This is a genomic window from Oceanospirillum sanctuarii (assembly GCF_002150805.1).
GTDB classification, from domain to species: Bacteria; Pseudomonadota; Gammaproteobacteria; order Pseudomonadales; family Halomonadaceae; genus Oceanospirillum; species Oceanospirillum sanctuarii.
Map to the genome: position 1 here is coordinate 664628 of NZ_MTBA01000003.1, position 17297 is coordinate 681924.

15 protein-coding genes and 2 tRNA genes are annotated in these 17297 nt (G+C 50.4%); 14 read left to right on the forward strand and 3 right to left on the reverse strand.

All coding sequences use genetic code 11. The features are described from left to right. Window positions 1–63: 63 nt before the first annotated feature. On the reverse strand, window positions 64–387 hold the full coding sequence (gene yhbY / locus BV405_RS06790; RefSeq protein WP_086480087.1) for a ribosome assembly RNA-binding protein YhbY: 324 nt from the start codon (window positions 385–387) through the stop codon (window positions 64–66). Between the two features lie 486 nt (window positions 388–873). On the opposite strand from yhbY, the gene ftsH reads away from it, so the two are divergent. The 14 genes from ftsH to pnp all read left to right on the forward strand — a co-directional run bounded on the left by ftsH (window position 874) and on the right by pnp (window position 15380). Then, window positions 874–2919, forward strand: a complete 2046-nt coding sequence (gene ftsH / locus BV405_RS06800) for an ATP-dependent zinc metalloprotease FtsH (RefSeq protein WP_086480088.1) — start codon at window positions 874–876, stop codon at window positions 2917–2919. 76 nt (window positions 2920–2995) lie between these two features. Continuing rightward, entirely contained in the window at window positions 2996–3847 is an 852-nt protein-coding gene (gene folP, locus BV405_RS06805) for a dihydropteroate synthase (protein ID WP_086480089.1), read from the forward strand. Between the two features lie 2 nt (window positions 3848–3849). Beyond that, complete coding sequence (gene glmM / locus BV405_RS06810) at window positions 3850–5196, forward strand: phosphoglucosamine mutase (protein WP_086480090.1); 1347 nt, start codon at window positions 3850–3852, stop codon at window positions 5194–5196. Between the two features lie 88 nt (window positions 5197–5284). Beyond that, window positions 5285–6031: a triose-phosphate isomerase gene (gene tpiA, locus BV405_RS06815; protein ID WP_086480091.1), complete on the forward strand. Its 747-nt coding sequence runs from the start codon at window positions 5285–5287 to the stop codon at window positions 6029–6031. A 15-nt stretch (window positions 6032–6046) separates the two neighbouring features. Beyond that, window positions 6047–6412 carry a preprotein translocase subunit SecG gene (secG, locus tag BV405_RS06820; RefSeq protein WP_217895585.1) on the forward strand — a complete coding sequence of 122 codons (366 nt, stop codon included), beginning with the start codon at window positions 6047–6049 and terminating at the stop codon, window positions 6410–6412. A 76-nt stretch (window positions 6413–6488) separates the two neighbouring features. After that, window positions 6489–6575 (forward strand) — tRNA-Leu (locus BV405_RS06825). A gap of 98 nt (window positions 6576–6673) precedes the next feature. Further along, window positions 6674–6750 (forward strand) — tRNA-Met (locus BV405_RS06830). Between the two features lie 86 nt (window positions 6751–6836). Then, window positions 6837–7298: a ribosome maturation factor RimP gene (gene rimP, locus BV405_RS06835; protein ID WP_086480093.1), complete on the forward strand. Its 462-nt coding sequence runs from the start codon at window positions 6837–6839 to the stop codon at window positions 7296–7298. Between the two features lie 23 nt (window positions 7299–7321). Further along, entirely contained in the window at window positions 7322–8815 is a 1494-nt protein-coding gene (gene nusA, locus BV405_RS06840; protein WP_086480094.1) for a transcription termination factor NusA, read from the forward strand. Between the two features lie 28 nt (window positions 8816–8843). Next, window positions 8844–11294, forward strand: a complete 2451-nt coding sequence (gene infB / locus BV405_RS06845) for a translation initiation factor IF-2 (protein ID WP_086480095.1) — start codon at window positions 8844–8846, stop codon at window positions 11292–11294. 45 nt (window positions 11295–11339) lie between these two features. Next, window positions 11340–11762, forward strand: coding sequence for a 30S ribosome-binding factor RbfA (rbfA, locus tag BV405_RS06850; RefSeq protein ID WP_086480096.1), 423 nt, complete (start codon window positions 11340–11342; stop codon window positions 11760–11762). A gap of 6 nt (window positions 11763–11768) precedes the next feature. Then, a complete protein-coding gene (gene truB, locus BV405_RS06855; RefSeq protein WP_086480097.1) occupies window positions 11769–12683 on the forward strand; it encodes a tRNA pseudouridine(55) synthase TruB in 915 nt (304 codons plus the stop codon). A 153-nt stretch (window positions 12684–12836) separates the two neighbouring features. Beyond that, window positions 12837–13106, forward strand: a complete 270-nt coding sequence (gene rpsO / locus BV405_RS06860; protein ID WP_086480098.1) for a 30S ribosomal protein S15 — start codon at window positions 12837–12839, stop codon at window positions 13104–13106. A 156-nt stretch (window positions 13107–13262) separates the two neighbouring features. Continuing rightward, window positions 13263–15380 carry a polyribonucleotide nucleotidyltransferase gene (pnp, locus tag BV405_RS06865; protein WP_086480099.1) on the forward strand — a complete coding sequence of 706 codons (2118 nt, stop codon included), beginning with the start codon at window positions 13263–13265 and terminating at the stop codon, window positions 15378–15380. Between the two features lie 166 nt (window positions 15381–15546). Here pnp and BV405_RS06870 read toward each other — a convergent pair whose 3' ends face one another. Both BV405_RS06870 and panD read right to left on the reverse strand, forming a co-directional pair. Beyond that, window positions 15547–16725 (reverse strand): acetyl-CoA C-acetyltransferase, encoded by a 1179-nt coding sequence (locus BV405_RS06870; RefSeq protein ID WP_086480100.1) that lies wholly within the window; start codon window positions 16723–16725, stop codon window positions 15547–15549. Between the two features lie 150 nt (window positions 16726–16875). Continuing rightward, a complete protein-coding gene (gene panD, locus BV405_RS06875) occupies window positions 16876–17256 on the reverse strand; it encodes an aspartate 1-decarboxylase (protein WP_086480101.1) in 381 nt (126 codons plus the stop codon). Window positions 17257–17297 lie beyond the last annotated feature (41 nt).

The window sequence follows — 17297 nt, forward strand, 5'->3', positions numbered from 1 at the left end:
TCTTCGGGTTCAGGCAGTTTCGCCTGTGACCGCTGAATGTATCACCGGTGACGGCTGAAGGTATCAGCGGTTCAGGTAATGCTCGTAGCGAACCAGATTGGACAGCTTGGCATTCTGCTCTTTGGCTTTGCGGAAGAAAACCGCCATTTTGCCAATGGTCTGAACCAGTTCTGCGCCTGTCTCTTTACGGATCTCTTCGATCAGCAACACTTTGCTTTCGCGGTCTGCAACGCTAACGCGAACCTTGATCAGCTCGTGATCGTTCAGTGCGCGATCTACTTCGGCCAGAAGTCCATCGCTCAGACCGTTTTCAGAAACGATCACCACTGGATCCAGATGATGGGCGATAGAACGGTACTGTTTTTTAACTGCAGATGTCAGGGGCATAAAACTTCCAGAAGTGCTTGCCTTGAATTTGGCTTGGGTAAAACCCACATTGTAGCTAAGTGCAGAGCGGATGGTAATCTCTGACCGGTGTTTGTTTACAGGAAATTTGTGGGGTTCGGTCAAAATCCGGTTTTGGACTGCAGGGTGTACATTTTATGATCATCATGTACCGACAGCAGGCCATGTATCGGAGGGGTGCTTGCACTTGAACGGGCTTCACGTACTCTTAAGAATGACAGTTTTTTCTGGTCAGGGAGTTTCAACGCAGGTGGTGTTACCTGCTTGAAAGACCCGTAAAGTCAGTTTAAAACAGTAATTACAAGGAAACCGGATGCCTCACGGGCAAGATCCAGAGAAGTTTACCTTCTCATCAAAGGATTTTAAGGCTAAACCCTGGTCGGATGGTTGAACCGATTGGAGTATAGTATTGTCTATTAAGGATCCTGAAATGCAGGCAATCAAAGCGATCAAACAGAGGGTGAGCCCTTGAACGATATGGCAAAAAATTTAATTCTGTGGCTGATTATCGCTGCAGTGTTATTAACAGTTTTCAATAATTTCAGTGTTGATTCCTCACCACTGCGCATGAACTACACCGACTTCATCGAAGAGGTGCAGCGTGATCAGGTGCGTAAGATTGTAGTGGATGGTTATACCATTACAGGTGAGCGTATCGACGGTAGCCGTTTTGAGACAATTCGTCCGGCGGTACAGGATCCTAAGCTGATGGATGATCTGATCCAGCACCAGGTGGTGGTGGAAGGTCGTCAGCCTGAACAGCAGAGTGTTTGGTCGCGTTTGCTGGTTGCCAGTTTCCCTATCCTGATTATTTTGGCGATTTTCTTCTTCTTTATGCGCCAGATGCAGGGCGGCGGTGGCGGCGGTAAAGGCCCGATGAGCTTCGGCAAGTCGAAGGCCCGTCTGTTGCCTCAGGATCAGATTAAAACCACTTTTGCTGACGTTGCCGGTGTTGACGAAGCTAAAGAGGAAGTGAAAGAACTGGTGGACTTCCTGCGTGATCCGGGCAAGTTCCAGCGCCTTGGCGGTAAGATTCCGCGCGGTGTCCTGATGGTTGGTCAGCCGGGTACCGGTAAAACCATGCTGGCAAAAGCGATTGCCGGTGAAGCCAAAGTGCCTTTCTTCACGATCTCCGGTTCAGACTTTGTTGAGATGTTTGTTGGTGTCGGTGCTTCCCGTGTTCGTGACATGTTCGAGCAGGCTAAGAAGCAGGCACCTTGCATCATCTTTATTGATGAGATTGATGCGGTAGGTCGTCAGCGTGGCTCCGGCATGGGTGGTGGTCACGATGAGCGTGAACAGACGCTGAACCAGCTGCTGGTTGAAATGGACGGCTTTGAAGGTAACGAAGGCATCATCGTAATCGCAGCGACTAACCGTCCTGACGTTCTTGATGCTGCGCTACTGCGTCCGGGCCGTTTTGACCGTCAGGTAACGGTAGGTCTGCCTGATATCCGTGGTCGTGAACAGATTCTGAAAGTGCACATGCGTAAAGTACCGATTGCTGATGACGTTGATCCGGCAATCATTGCTCGTGGTACGCCGGGTTTCTCCGGTGCTGATCTGGCAAACCTTGTTAACGAAGCTGCTCTGTTTGCTGCCCGTAGCGACAGCCGTCTGGTACGCATGGTTGAGTTTGATCTGGCGAAAGACAAGATCATCATGGGTACTGAACGTAAGAACATGGTGATGTCTGAGAAAGAGAAGCTGAATACGGCTTATCACGAAGCAGGTCACGCTATTGTTGGACGTCTGGTGCCTGAACACGACCCTGTTTACAAGGTGAGTATTATTCCGCGTGGGCGTGCACTGGGTGTAACCATGTTCCTGCCTGAAGAAGACCGTTACAGCCACAGCCGTACTGGTTTGCTGAGCCAGATCTGCAGTCTTTATGGTGGCCGTATTGCTGAAGAGATGACGCTGGGCTTTGATGGTGTCACTACAGGTGCTTCTAACGATATTAAGCGCGCTACCGAGATTGCCCACAGCATGGTAACCAAGTGGGGCTTGTCCCGTGAGATGGGTCCGCTGATGTACAACGAAGATGAGTCACACCAGTTCCTGGGTGGTCCGTCTGGTGGTGCTGCCGGTAAATTCTCCTCTGCTGAGATCTCTAGCAAGCTCGACAAAGAAGTGCGTGGCATCATTGATGAGTGCTATGACCGTGCAATGCAGCTTCTGACGGATAATCGCGATAAGCTGGATATGATGGCTGATGCTCTGATGAAGTATGAAACCATTGATGCCAAGCAGATCGATGCCATCATGGAAGGTCGTGAGCCGGAAGCACCTGAAGGTTGGGTAGAAAAAGGTCATGCGGCGGCAGAAGAAACTCAGGAGCCAAAATCAGAAGCTGTAGAGTCTTCTAATGTGTCTCCGATTCGTCCTGAGGCGGATGCGGAAAAGGCTCAGGATGATAGCTCTGAAGTTAAGTCTGAAGATGATTCCGATGGCGGCTCAGAGGTTAAGCGTGATACTGATTCTGATGGTGATAAGCCGAAAGGTCAGGACTAAGTCTTAGCCGACTGAATCGCTTGCCTAAGAAGAAGGGCGTGATTTAAAGTGTTTGATTTTAAAGCGGGAAAGCTTGATGTCGAACCTTGAATCACGCCCTTTTTCTTTTGCTCGTCATACACTGGATCTGAATAAAATTCAGGTCATGGGTATTCTTAATGTGACTCCGGATTCCTTCTCTGATGGTGGTCGTCACAACGGACTGGATGCCGCTCTGCGTCATGCTGAACAGATGATAAAAGCTGGTGCGACACTGATCGATGTTGGTGGAGAGTCGACCCGGCCGGGTGCTGCGATTGTGCCTGAGCAGGAAGAGCTGGATCGTGTTGTGCCTGTGGTAGAGGCGCTGGTAAAAGAGTTTGATGCCTTGGTTTCTGTGGACACCAGCACAGCTGCAGTGATCACTGAATCTGCAAAAGCAGGTGCTGGCTTAATTAATGATGTCCGCGCATTGGAAAAAGAAGGTGCGCTACAGGCGGCAGCGGCTACTGGGTTGCCTGTCTGTCTGATGCACATGCAGGGTCAGCCGCAGAACATGCAGGATGATCCCTCCTATGGCAACCTGCTCCGTGAAGTAACGGGCTATCTGCAGAAGCGAATCGATGCTTGTCTTCAGGCAGGAATTGCAAAAGAGAAGATTATTCTTGATCCGGGTTATGGCTTTGGAAAAAGTGTTGAGCATAATTGCAGCCTGATCAAGCACTTAAAAGATATTTCAGACTTGGGTTACCCCCTGCTGACGGGAACGTCCCGTAAAAGCATGCTGGGGGCGATAACAGGCAAAGACGTACCGGCAGAGCGGATTAGTGCGAGTGTCGCTAGTGCACTGATTTGTGCTCAGCAGGGAGCATGGATCTTGCGGGTACATGATGTAGAAGAAACAATTGATGCACTGAAGGTCTATCAGGCAGTGCAGGGAGCAGAATAAAAATGGGTCGTAAGTATTTTGGTACCGATGGTATCCGTGGTCGTGTTGGCGAAGGTGCAGTGACTGCCGAGTTTATGCTGAAGCTGGGTTGGGCGGCCGGTAAGGTGTTTAACCAGAAAGGCCACAACAAGATTCTGATTGGTAAAGACACCCGTATCTCGGGTTATATGTTTGAATCTGCGCTGGAAGCGGGTCTTTCAGCAGCGGGTGTTGATGTTTATCTGCTTGGTCCTATGCCAACACCGGGTATCGCTTACCTGACACGTACTTTCCACGCGCAGGCTGGAATCGTGATCAGTGCTTCTCATAACCCTTTTGAAGATAACGGCATTAAATTCTTCTCGGCGCAGGGTACCAAACTGCCGGATGATATCGAGGCGGCTATCGAGGCTCAGCTTGATGAGCCTATGGTGACGGTTAGCCCTGAAAAACTGGGTAAAGCCAAACGAATTGACGACGCCGCTGGCCGTTATATCGAATTTTGTAAGAGCACCTTCCCGAACGAATTTAATCTGGAAGGGCTTAAGATCGTGCTCGATTGTGCTCATGGGGCAACCTATCACATTGCACCATCTGTGTTTACAGAGCTCGGTGCCGAAGTCGTTGCTATCGGAGCTAATCCAGACGGCCTCAATATCAACAAAGAGGTCGGTTCAACGGCGCCTAAAGCTCTTCAGGCTGCAGTTCTCGAGCATGGTGCAGATTTGGGTATCGCCTTTGATGGTGATGGCGACCGAGTCGCCATGGTTGATAAGCAGGGTAATCTGCTGGATGGTGATGATCTGCTCTACATTATCGCCACAGATATGCAGCGTGAAGATATGCTGTGTGGCGGTGTTGTCGGTACTCTGATGAGTAACTTTGGCTTGGAAAAAGCTTTTGCGGAACTGGATATTCCGTTCACCCGTGCAAAAGTGGGTGATCGTTATGTTATGGCCGAGCTGAAGGCAAATGACTGGCGTGTAGGTGGTGAAAACTCAGGTCATCTGGTATGTCAGCACGTACAGACCACCGGTGATGGCATTGTCTCAGCGCTGCAGGTGATGGCTGCGGTAGCCCGTAGTGGAAAGACCCTGGAAGAGTTGCTGGAACCTTTGAATAAACTACCTCAGGTGTTGGTTAATGTTCGTCTGGGCGACGCTTCTGCAGCAGACGTTCAGGAGGCGGCTCCGGTAAAAGCGAAAATCGCTGAAGTTGAGGCTGCGCTTGAAGGTCGTGGTCGTCTGCTGCTGCGTCCTTCAGGAACCGAGCCTCTGATTCGGGTGATGACTGAAGGTGAGGATGAAGCGGAAGTAACCGCTTTGGCTGAAGATTTGGCCGCAGTCATCGCGCAACAGGTTGCAGGATAAGCAAGAAGTCCGCCGGATAAGGCGGCTTCACCTTGTCAGTCGGGTTGGCATGAAGTAATATTTTGCGCCCTGAAATACAGGAATTGTTATGCGTAAGAAAATTGTCGCCGGTAACTGGAAAATGAACGGCTCTTATGAGCTGATTAACTCTCTGGTTCCCGCTCTGGCTGAAGAGGCCAAACAGTCACAAGCTGAAATTCTGGTTTGTCCGCCATCACTTTTTTTGGGTGATGTGCGTCGTCAGGCTGGCGAGCGTCTGCTGGTTGGTGCTCAAAACTGCCATGAGGCTGAGTCCGGCGCATTTACCGGTGAAGTTTCAACCGGAATGCTTGCTGAGCTGCAGTTGAGCCATGTTCTGGTGGGGCACTCTGAGCGTCGTGCTATTTATGGCGAAACGGATGCTTTGATCGCCCAGAAGACTAAAGCGGCAATCGCGGCTGGTCTGGTAGCGGTTCTTTGTGTGGGTGAAACCCTTGAAGAACGTGAAAATGGCCGCACGCTTGATGTGGTTCTTGGTCAGGTTAAGGCTGTGGTTGAGCAGCTGGAGCTGGCAGATTGGTCGAAACTGGTTGTCGCTTACGAGCCGGTTTGGGCGATTGGTACAGGTAAGACAGCAAGCAGCGATCAGGCGCAGGAAGTTCATCGTGCTATTCGTGAGGCCCTGGCAGGTTTCAGTCAGGAACATGCTGATGCAATGCGCATCCTGTATGGCGGTAGCGTTAAGGCAGCTAATGCAGAAGAGCTGTTTGCTTGCCCTGATATCGATGGCGGCCTTGTTGGCGGCGCATCGTTGAACGTAGACGAATTTATTTCAATTTGCCGCGCGGCAAATTAAGCATAGGTCGAGATGATGGAAACCGTAATTCTGGCAGTACACGTGGTTCTGGCTATCGCTCTGGTGGGTCTGGTAATGATCCAGCAGGGTAAAGGTGCAGAGGCAGGCGCTTCTTTTGGTGGTGGTGCATCACAAACTGTTTTTGGCAGCACAGGAAGCACTAGCTTTTTGGGTCGCCTTACCGCTATAATTGCGGCCCTGTTTTTCGCTACCAGTCTGGCTCTGGCATTCTATGCCAGTCAACAAGCGAAAAGCGCGAGTCAATCTGCTGATACCGGTATCGTAACCGAGCAGGCGCAAAAAGAAGCCCAAGGTGGCCTTCCTGCTCTGGAAGAAGCTGCTCCGGCACCTGCAGACAGCGATGTTCCTGCAGAGCGTTAATTGACTGAAAGTTTCTGAGCGCTGGCTGGTTCAGCGCTTTCGCAAAGTCCGCTGTGACTTTGTTTGTTCCAGATATGCCGAAGTGGTGGAATTGGTAGACACGCCATCTTGAGGGGGTGGTGACCTTATGGTCGTGCGGGTTCAAGTCCCGCTTTCGGCACCAATTAGCACAGATGCCTGCAATTCGCAGGTATCGGCGCTGGTAAAAAATAGTCAGTTGACTATTCTTTGTCTAGCACCTAGAATGTGCACCTTCATTGATGCGGGGTGGAGCAGCCTGGTAGCTCGTCGGGCTCATAACCCGAAGGTCGTCGGTTCAAATCCGGCCCCCGCTACCAATTTTCTATAACAAAAAGCCCCTTTTATAGGGGCTTTTTGTTAGCTGCAAAAAAGTTCAGCTTTCTTATTTTTTCAGGGTGATTAGATGGCAAAGAAAGAGACTTTGCTGATCGATCTGGCCAAGCCAGTTGTCGAAGCACTGGGGCTTGAGTTCTGGGGTTTGGAATATAAACCACAGGGCAATCATTCTATGTTACGGGTATTTATCGATGGGCCGGATGGCGTCACAGTGGATAACTGTGCAGAAGTCAGTCGTCAGCTCAGCGGTGTTCTGGATGTAGAAGACCCGATCAGCAGTGAATATACGCTGGAAGTATCCTCCCCGGGTATGGATCGTCCTCTGTTTACTCTGGATCAGTTTGCTCGTTACAAGGGCTACAAAGTAGCTCTGAAGCTGAACCTTGCGTATGAAGGAAGACGTAAATTTTCCGGCATTCTTAACGGCATCGAAGAAGATGAGGTGCTGGTTGTAGTCGATCAGGAAGAGTACTGTTTTCCAATCGAGAATATTGAGCAGGCTCGGATAGTGCCGCAGTTTGATAACTAAGGACTTTTTGTTGAGGCAATGGCATGAGTAAAGAGATTCTTCTGGTAGTAGATGCCGTTTCAAACGAGAAAGGCGTTTCCAAAGAAGTGATTTTTGAGGCGATCGAATTAGCTCTGGCTAGTGCCTCCAAAAAGCGTTTCGAAGATGAAGAGGCGGACGTCCGCGTAGCAATTGACCGTAAAACAGGCGATTACGATACCTTCCGTCGCTGGACAATTGTTGAAGATATTGAGCTGGATGATGTGGATTATGAGATCTCACTGACGAATGCTCAGAAGAAAGACCCTTCATTGAATCTGGGCGATGTGATTGAAGAGCAGATCGAATCGATCGCTTTTGGTCGTATCGCTGCGCAGACCGCTAAGCAGGTTATCGTTCAGAAAGTACGTGAAGCAGAGCGCGCAGAGATCGTGCGTCAGTATTCCGAGCGTGAAGGCGAAATCGTTAACGGTACTGTTAAGAAGACCACACGTGACGGCGTTATTGTTGATCTGGGCAACAACGCAGAAGGCTACCTGCCTCGCGATGAGATGATTGCCGGTGAAAAATACCGCATGAACGATCGTGTTCGTGCACTTCTGGCTGAAGTACGTCCGGACGCTCGTTCCGGTCAGCTGCTGCTGAGTCGTGCCCGTTCGCAGTTCCTGATTGAACTGTTCCGTATCGAAGTTCCTGAGATTGCAGAACAGCTGATTGAGATTCGTGGCGCAGCCCGCGATCCGGGCCTGCGTGCCAAGATCGCGGTTAAAACCAACGACAAGCGTATCGACCCTGTTGGTGCCTGTGTTGGTATGCGCGGTTCCCGTGTTCAGGCGGTTTCCTCTGAACTGGGTAACGAGCGTGTTGATATTGTTATGTGGGATGACAACCCTGCCCAGCTGGTAATCAATGCAATGGCTCCGGCCGAAGTAGCGTCCATTATTGTTGATGAAGACAAGAATGAGATGGATGTTGCCGTTGATTCCGAAAACCTGGCACAAGCGATCGGCCGTAACGGTCAGAACGTTCGTCTGGCGAGTGAGCTGACGGGCTGGAAGATCAACGTTATGACCGAAGAAGAAGCTGAAGCCAAGCAGGGCGAAGAGTTCGACAGCGTTGTTCAGATCTTTATCAACCATTTGGATGTTGATGAGGAGCTGGCACGCGTACTGGTTGAAGAAGGTTTCACCAGTCTGGAAGAAGTGGCCTATGTGCCAATCGATGAAATGTTGGCCATTGAAGGCTTTGATGAAGATTTAGTTAAAGAACTGCGCAGCCGTGCAAAAGATGAGCTGCTGAATCTGGCGATTGCTGATGAAGAGCAACTGGAAGATTCTGAACCAGCTGAAGATCTGTTGAATATGGAAGGTATCGATAAGCACCTTGCATATGTATTAGCAAGTAAAGGTATCTGTACCATGGAAGATCTTGCTGAACAGTCCATTGACGACTTGCTTGATATTGATGGTATGTCTGAGGAAAAAGCCGGCCAGTTAATTATGACGGCCCGTGCACCTTGGTTTGAGGGCGGCGAGTAAGCGCAGCAAAGTCACAGGAGAAGAATGAATGGCAGAATCAACCGTAAAAGAGTTTGCTGAAAGTGTTGGCCGACCTGTGGAACGTTTGCTGGAGCAGATGAGCGAAGCAGGCCTGCCACATAAGAAAGCGGATCAGCCGGTTTCAGAGCAAGACAAGCAAACCCTTCTGAACCACCTGAAAGAAAGTCACGGTGGTAAAGCGAGTGAGCCGGGTAAGATCACCCTGAAGCGTCGTACTACGACTAAGCTGAAAGCGGGTGCTGGCAAGAAAACCGTTAATATTGAAGTGCGTAAAAAGCGTACTTACGTGAAGCGCCCTGAAGTTGATCAGGCTGCGGAAGAAGAAGCGAAGAAAAAAGCGGAAGAAGAAGCAAGACTGCAGGCTGAGCAGGAAGCAAAACGTCAGGCAGAAGCTAAACGTAAAGCTGAAGAGCAAAAAGCACAGTCAGCAGCTCCTGCTGCACCTGTTGAAGCGGCTCCAGCGCCTTCTGAAGCACCTGCTAAGAAGTTCCGTGATGAAGACACTTCTGGTGGCAACAAGCCGGGTAAAGGCAAGAAAACAGCTGCCAAGCCAGAGTATGGCGAGCGTAAGAAAGAGAAAGAAAACGCTCCTCGTCGCGGCAAGAAAGAAGTACGCAGCGCTAAGAAAAATGCTCGTCGCGGTAGTGATAACCGTAACAACGGTCCTAAGCGTGAGCACGGTTTCGAGAAACCGGCAGCACCTATCGTACGTGAAGTAGCGATCCCTGAAGCGATCACAGTTGCTGAACTGGCTGACAAAATGGCCGTTAAAGCTGCTGAAGTGATCAAGGTGATGTTCAAGATGGGCGCCATGGTTACCATTAACCAGGTGATCGATCAGGAAACCGCTCAGATCGTCGTTGAAGAGATGGGGCACAAGTTCAAACTGCTGAACGACAACGCTCTGGAAGACGAAGTTCTGGACAACATCAGCTACGACGGCCACGAAGTAACTCGTGCTCCGGTTGTTACCGTAATGGGTCACGTTGACCACGGTAAAACCTCGCTGCTGGATTACATCCGTCGCGCTAAAGTTGCATCCGGCGAGTCCGGTGGTATTACCCAGCACATCGGTGCATACCACGTTGAGACGGGTCACGGCATGATCACCTTCCTGGATACTCCGGGACACGCGGCCTTTACTGCGATGCGTGCACGTGGTGCGAAAGCAACTGACGTTGTAATTCTGGTTGTCGCTGCAGACGATGGTGTGATGCCTCAGACTGAAGAAGCGATCCATCACGCGAAAGCGGCTGGCGTACCTATCGTTGTAGCTGTTAACAAAATTGATAAAGAAGCGGCTGATCCGGATCGTGTTAAGACCGAACTGGCTGCTAAAGAAGTTATCCCGGAAGATTGGGGTGGCGACGTTCAGTTTATCCACGTATCCGCCAAATCTGGTCAGGGTATCGATGAGCTGCTGGACGCAGTACTGCTGCAATCTGAAATTCTGGAGCTGAAAGCGGTTCCTGAAGCACCGGCTAAAGGTGTGGTTGTAGAAGCGCGTCTGGATAAAGGTCGTGGTCCTGTATCCACCGTTTTGGTTCAGAACGGTACTCTGCGTAAGGGTGACATGGTTCTGGCAGGTCTGAACTACGGTCGTGTACGTGCTCTGATTGATGAGAACGGTAAGCCGATCGATGAAGCAGGTCCTGCGATTCCGGTTGAGATTCTGGGTCTGGACGGCACGCCTGATGCGGGTGATGAGTTCACCGTAGTACAGGATGAGCGTAAAGCCCGTGAAGTTGCACTGTTCCGTCAGGGTAAATTCCGTGATGTGAAACTGGCTCGTCAGCAGGCGGCTAAGCTGGAGAACATGTTCGAGAACATGGCGAAAGGCGAAGTTGCTAACCTGAACATCGTACTGAAAACTGACGTACGTGGCTCTCTGGAAGCGATCTCTGCAGCACTGCTGGATCTGTCTACCGATGAAGTGAAGGTGAACATCATCTCTTCCGGTGTAGGTGGTATTGCTGAAACTGACGCTAACCTGGCTCTGGCTTCCAGCGCGATTCTGGTTGGTTTCAACGTTCGTGCTGATGCAACCGCCCGTAGCATTGTTGAACGTGAAGAGATTGATCTGCGCTACTACAGCGTGATCTATGAACTGATCGATCACGTTAAACAAGCGATGACCGGTATGCTGGCTCCTGAATACAAAGAAGAGATCGTGGGTATCGCTGAAGTACGCGATGTATTCCGTTCTCCGAAGCTGGGTGCTATTGCAGGTTGTATGGTTGTTGAAGGTACGGTTTACCGCAGCAAGAAGATCCGTGTACTGCGTGACAACGTTGTAATCTACGAAGGCGAGCTGGAATCCCTGCGTCGCTTTAAAGATGACGTTAACGAAGTTCGTAACGGCGTTGAGTGTGGTATCGGTGTTAAGAACTACAACGATGTTAAAGAAGGCGACAAGATCGAAGTCTTTGACAAAGTTAAAGTTGAGCGCACCCTGTAACTTTACTCTTTAGGCACTTAATTAAGAGCCGAGGAAAAAAGCTGAATGTCCCGTGAGTTCAAACGAACGGACCGAATTGCTGAGCAGCTCCAGAAGGAGCTAGCTCAGATAATTCAGTTTGAAATTAAAGACCCGCGTCTGGGAATGGTAACCGTGAATGACGTTCAGATCAGTCGTGATCTGAGCTTCGCAAACGTCTACATTACTGTTCTGGGTAAAGACAGCGCTGAAGAAGCGAAAGAAGATCTGGCAGTACTTAACCGTGCAGCAGGTTTTCTGCGTCGTGAAATCGGCAAGGCCGTTAAACTGCGTATCGTCCCTCAGCTGAAGTTTGATTATGACTCCAGCCTGGTGCGTGGCCGTAAGCTGTCCAGCCTGATTGAGGAAGCAGTTGCTGCCGATAAATCACGCATCTCTCCTGAGACAGACACCCCTTCAGAACACAACAACGATTCATCGGAGGATTAATCTCCGGTGGCTCGTCGTGGTAAAGGCCGGAATATCTCCGGCGTCCTTCTGCTGAATAAACCCAAAGGTATTTCCAGTAACCGCGCCCTTCAGCGCGTGCGTGCCATGCTGAATGCAAGCAAGGCCGGCCATACGGGTAATCTTGACCCTATGGCAACCGGACTACTGCCTTTGTGTTTTGGCGAAGCGACTAAGTTTTCAAGTTACCTGCTGGACGCAGACAAAGCCTATATCGCAACCGCCCGACTGGGTCAGGTCTCCGATACCGGTGATGCGGAAGGTAATATCATTCAGGAACGCCCTGTGCCTGAGCTTAATGAAGTTCAGATCAAAGAAGCTATGGCGCGTTTTCTGGGGGATATTGAGCAGGTACCGCCGATGTATTCGGCGCTCAAACAGAATGGCCAGCCGTTGTACAAGCTTGCCCGTGAAGGTAAGACGGTAGAGCGTAAGGCTCGCAGCGTCACCATTTTTGATCTCGAACTGATCGAATGGAATGCACCGGATCTGACTTTCTCTGTTCGTTGCTCCAAGGGCACCTATGTTCGCACACTGGCGGAAGATATTGGTGAGACCTTAGGTTGTGGCGCGCATCTGGTGATGTTGCACCGTACTCATACCGGTGGTTTTACCGGGGATGAGATGCTGGAGTTTGATCGCCTGCAGGCGGAAAGAGATCTGGAACAATCTCTTGACGGATATCTGCTGGACACCGACATTCTGGTGGCGCATTTTCCGAAGAAAGATTTGTCTGCGGAGGAAACTGCGCGTATCCTCCACGGCCAGGATATCGCCTGTGATCAGGTGTATGCCAATAAAGTTCGTTTGTACGATGATCAGGGCCGTTTTATCGGTCTTGCTGAATCGGCAGAAGCCGGTCGTCTGCAACCCAAACGACTGGTGGTGTTCGAAGAGCAGTGATCCTGCTCTGAGAACAACAAACACAGATTTCCATGTCCCGCCGTTACCGGTCTGTGGACAGGACTGCTTCAGTCAGAGGCAAAGTTAGGATAACTGTAAATATGCGCGGTTACCCTGAATTTATATTTCGCATATTTTATCAGGAGAAGCATCATGGCTTTAACTGCAGAAAAGAAAGCAGAAATCGTTAAAGAATACGCACGTGGCGAAGGCGACACTGGTTCCCCAGAGGTTCAGGTTGCACTGCTGACGTTCAACATCAACGGTCTGCAGGATCACTTCAAAGCGAACAAACAGGATCACCACTCCCGTCGTGGTCTGATTCGCATGGTTAACCAGCGTCGTAAGCTGCTGGACTACCTGAAGAAGAAAGATCTGGGTCGTTACAGCGATCTGATCAAGCGTCTGGGTCTGCGTCGCTAATACGACGTTGTCCGTAGGACTCCGGCAGCTTTTTTCGTCACAATTTTGTGGCGGATAAATGTTTGCCCTCTGAAGCCCGCTATCACTTTGATAGCGGGCTTCTTTGTGTGAAAATAGCGCACACATGAAAGCAATAGACATTGGAAGGAAATTACCGTGAATCCGGTTACTAAGACATTTACTTACGGCAATCAGACCGTAACACTCGAAACGGGTCGTATCGCCCGTCAGGCTACTGGTGCAGTTATGGTTACTATGGGCAGCACCTCTGTGCTGTGTACTGTAGTAGCGAAAAAAGATGTATCGCCGGACGCGGGATTTTTTCCATTGTCTGTTCACTACCAGGAAAAGACTTACGCAGTAGGTAAGATCCCTGGTGGTTACTTCAAGCGTGAAGGCCGCCCGACTGAAAACGAGACACTGACTTCCCGTCTGATCGACCGTCCGATTCGTCCTCTGTTCCCGAACGGCTTTATGAACGAAGTACAGGTTATCTGTACTGTTATGTCTGCCGATAAGGACAACAATCCTGATATCGCTGCAATGATCGGTACTTCTGCTGCGCTGGCAGTTTCCGGTGTACCTTTCAGCGGTCCTCTGGGTGCTGCGCGCGTTGGTTTCACTGACGACGAAGGTTACATCCTGAACCCAAGCAACGAAAAACTGGAAGAGTCTCTTCTGGACATGGTTGTTGCCGGTACTGAAAGTGCGGTACTGATGGTTGAGTCTGAAGCAGAAGAGCTGACTGAAGACGAGATGCTGGGTGCGGTTCTGTTTGCTCATAAAGAGCTGCAGGCTGTGAATGTAGCGATCAAAGAGTTCGCTGCTGAAGTTGGCACTCCTGCATGGGATTGGCAACCTGCGGCAGAAGACACAGAGACCAAGCAACTGGTTTCTCTGGCTTACGCTGACAAGATTAAAGACGCGTACAAGATCACTGTTAAACAGGATCGTTACGCTCAACTGGGCGAGCTGAAAGCAGAAGCGGTTGAGAAACTGGCTAATGAAGAAGGCCCGACTGCTGACGCGATCAAGTCTGCATTCGCAAGCATTGAAAAACAGGTTGTTCGTCAGTCTGTGGTAAATGGTGAGCCTCGTATCGACGGTCGTGATCAGGATACTGTTCGTGATATCCGCGTTGAAGTAGGCATGCTGCAGAAGACTCACGGTTCTGCTCTGTTTACCCGTGGTGAAACTCAGGCGATCGTTACTGCAACTCTGGGTACTGCCCGTGATGCACAGATCAGCGAGTCTCTGGCTGGTGAAGTTCGCGACCCGTTCATGCTGCACTACAACTTCCCTCCATACTCTGTAGGTGAAGCTGGCTTCATGGGTGGTCCTAAGCGTCGTGAAATCGGTCACGGTCGTCTGGCTCGTCGTGGTGTTCAGGCGGTTCTGCCGACTGAAGAAGAATTCCCGTACTCCATCCGTGTGGTATCTGAGATCACTGAATCTAACGGTTCCAGCTCTATGGCTTCCGTATGTGGTGCGTCTCTGGCTCTGATGGACGCTGGTGTACCTCTGAAAGCACCAGTTGCCGGTATCGCTATGGGTCTGGTTAAAGAAGGCGAAGGTTTCGCTGTACTGACCGACATTCTGGGTGACGAAGATCACCTGGGTGATATGGACTTTAAAGTTGCCGGTACTGCTGAAGGTATCACTGCTCTGCAGATGGATATCAAGATTGAAGGTATCAACGAAGAGATCATGGAGGTGGCTCTGCAGCGCGCAAACAAAGCACGTCTGCACATCCTGGGTGAAATGAACAAAGTGATCAGCGAAGGTCGTGAAGATCTGTCTGAGAACGCACCTGCGATGACCACCATCAAGATCGATCCTGAGAAAATCCGTGACGTTATCGGTAAAGGTGGCGCGACTATCCGTTCACTGTGTGAGCGTACCGGTGCTTCTATCGATATCGACGACAATGGTCTGGTTAAGATCTACGCAGAAAACAAAGCGGCAGCACAGATGGCGATCAACGAGATTGCTGGTATCACTGCTGAAGCTGAAATCGGTACTGTGTACAAAGGTAAGGTTGTTCGTCTGGCGGACTTCGGTGCCTTCGTTAACTTCCTGCCGGGTCAGGACGGTCTGGTGCACATCTCTCAGATTGCGCAAGAGCGTGTTAACGCTGTAAGCGATTACCTGAAAGAAGGTGATATGGTTGCTGTTAAAGTTCTGGACGTGGACAACCGTGGCCGCGTTAAGCTGAGCATTAAAGAAGTAACCGACGAAGAGAAAGCAGCGACTCTGGCAGAAGCTGCAGAGTAAGACTCGCTCTTGGTCTTCAGGCGTCTGTTTTTGATATCAAAGGCAGACTCCTGATAAAAGAAAACCTCGCAAAGCTGATGCAGCCATTGCGAGGTTTTTTTATGTCTGCTGTTTGTGCAGCACAGTAACCTGCGGCAAGCAGGCTACTGTCAATGCAAAGTGATGCTTAGCGTTCAACCGCCAGAGCAACACCCTGACCACCGCCGATACACAGAGTCGCCAGACCCTTTTTAGCATCGCGCTTGATCATTTCGTGAACCAGACTGACCAGTACACGGCAGCCGGAAGCACCAATCGGGTGGCCCAGTGCAATCGCACCACCGTTTACGTTGACTTTACCGGTATCCCAACCCAGCTCTTTGTTGACACTCAGAGCCTGAGCGGCGAAAGCTTCGTTGGCTTCAACCAGATCCAGATCCTTGATATCCCAACCTGCTTTTTCCAGGCAGCGCTGAGTCGCAGGAACAGGACCAATACCCATGATCTTAGGATCAACACCTGCATTGGAGTAAGCAGAGATCTTGGCCAGAACCGGCAGACCCAGTTCTTCAGCTTTCTTCGCGCTGCACAGCATAACGGCTGCAGCACCATCGTTCAGTGTAGAAGCGTTACCCGCAGTTACGGTGCCGTCTTTTTTGAATGCCGGGCGCATAGCTGCCAGCTTTTCAGCGGTGGTACCGAAACGTGCGTTTTCGTCGGTGCCGAAAACAACCGGATCGCCTTTACGCTGAGGGATAGTTACCGGAATGATCTCATCAGAGAAACGACCGCCTTTAATCGCTTCTTCAGCTTTCTGCTGAGACTGAGCAGCAAACGCATCCTGCTCTTCACGGCTGATGGAGTATTTCTCCGCCAGATTTTCTGCGGTAATACCCATGTGGATATCATTAAAGGCATCCCACAGGCCATCAACAATCATGCTGTCCTGCAGAGCCCAGTTACCCATGCGCTGACCAGAACGGGAGCCCGGCAGAACGTGGGCAGACAGAGACATGTTTTCCATACCGCCAGCGATGATCACATCAGCATCGCCGCAACGGATCGCCTGGGTACCAAGGTGCAGGGCTTTCAGGCCTGAGCCGCAAACCTTGTTGATTGTCATAGCAGGCGTTGCTTCTGTCAGACCGCCTTTGATCGCTGCCTGACGAGCAGGGTTCTGACCGCAACCCGCTGTCAGTACCTGACCCAGCAGAACTTCGTCTACCTGTTTAGGATCAATACCGGTTTTCTCTAACAGGCCTTTGATTACAACGGCACCCAGATCGCTGGCAGAAACAGAGCTCAGACCACCGTTAAAGCTGCCGATTGCTGTACGACCGGCGGCGACGATAACAACGTCTTGCATAGGTATTTCCTTTTTTATCAGATAAAGATCTTTATTGTGCTATGCAGCATAGCACTTTTTTGCAGTTCCAGAGACAGAATACGCCTAAATGATGACAAAAAAAAAGCTGACCTTAGGTCAGCTTTTTTCATTTCTCGGTAAGTATTGCTCTTAAGCAACCTGTACCGGAATCGCGTTGCTGGTGTGGCTCACTTCGTTGCCTTCTGCCATGTAGATCAGGGCAGGCTTGAAGTTAGCCAGCTCAGCTTCAGTGTAGTTTGCGTATGCGCAGATGATAACGCGATCGCCAACTTTAGCCTGGTGAGCTGCAGCGCCATTAACAGAGATGATGCCGGAACCTTCTTCACCACGGATAGCGTAGGTAGTGAAGCGCTGGCCACCTTCAATGTTGTAAATCTGAATTTGCTCGTATTCACGGATGCCGGCCATATCCAGCAAGTTGCCGTCAATAGCGCAAGAACCCTCATACTCCAGTACCGCGTGAGTGACACGAGCCTGATGCAGTTTTGCTTTAAGCATGATGGATTGCATGATGATTAACCTTTATTTCTTTCTGAAATGCTTTATTAAAA